Here is a 288-nt window from a genome sequence, read left to right as displayed (position 1 = left end):
AACGGCGACTGTAATGCCTGCACCGATTGTGCTGTTATAACGGTAAGCTTTAATATCTTTCCAGCCATGAATGCGCTCGATCAACTCGATATCGGCTTGCTTCGTCAATTTCCCGGAAAGCGCCGGAATGCGGTTGGTGATATAGGAAACCACGATCAATAAAATAAAGCTAACGGGTACTGCAAGCATCGCGCCGGATAGCCCCATGCCGTCCGTTACGCCGTGCCCCGTCAATACGATACTTGGAAATACGAAGGGCGACACGATGATATAGATGGCACCAGCGAC

The 288-nt window shown here is 50.3% G+C and carries 1 pseudogene; it reads right to left on the bottom strand.

Annotated features, from left to right (window positions below):
• Positions 1–264: pseudogene (locus SB775_RS28740) on the bottom strand (sodium:solute symporter); the annotation flags it as partial.
• Positions 265–288: the final 24 nt, after the last annotated feature.

It is taken from the genome of Peribacillus sp. SIMBA_075, from assembly GCF_046534585.1.
The sequence above is the reverse complement of the archived record's forward strand: the minus strand, read 5'-3'. Positions and strand labels throughout refer to the sequence as shown.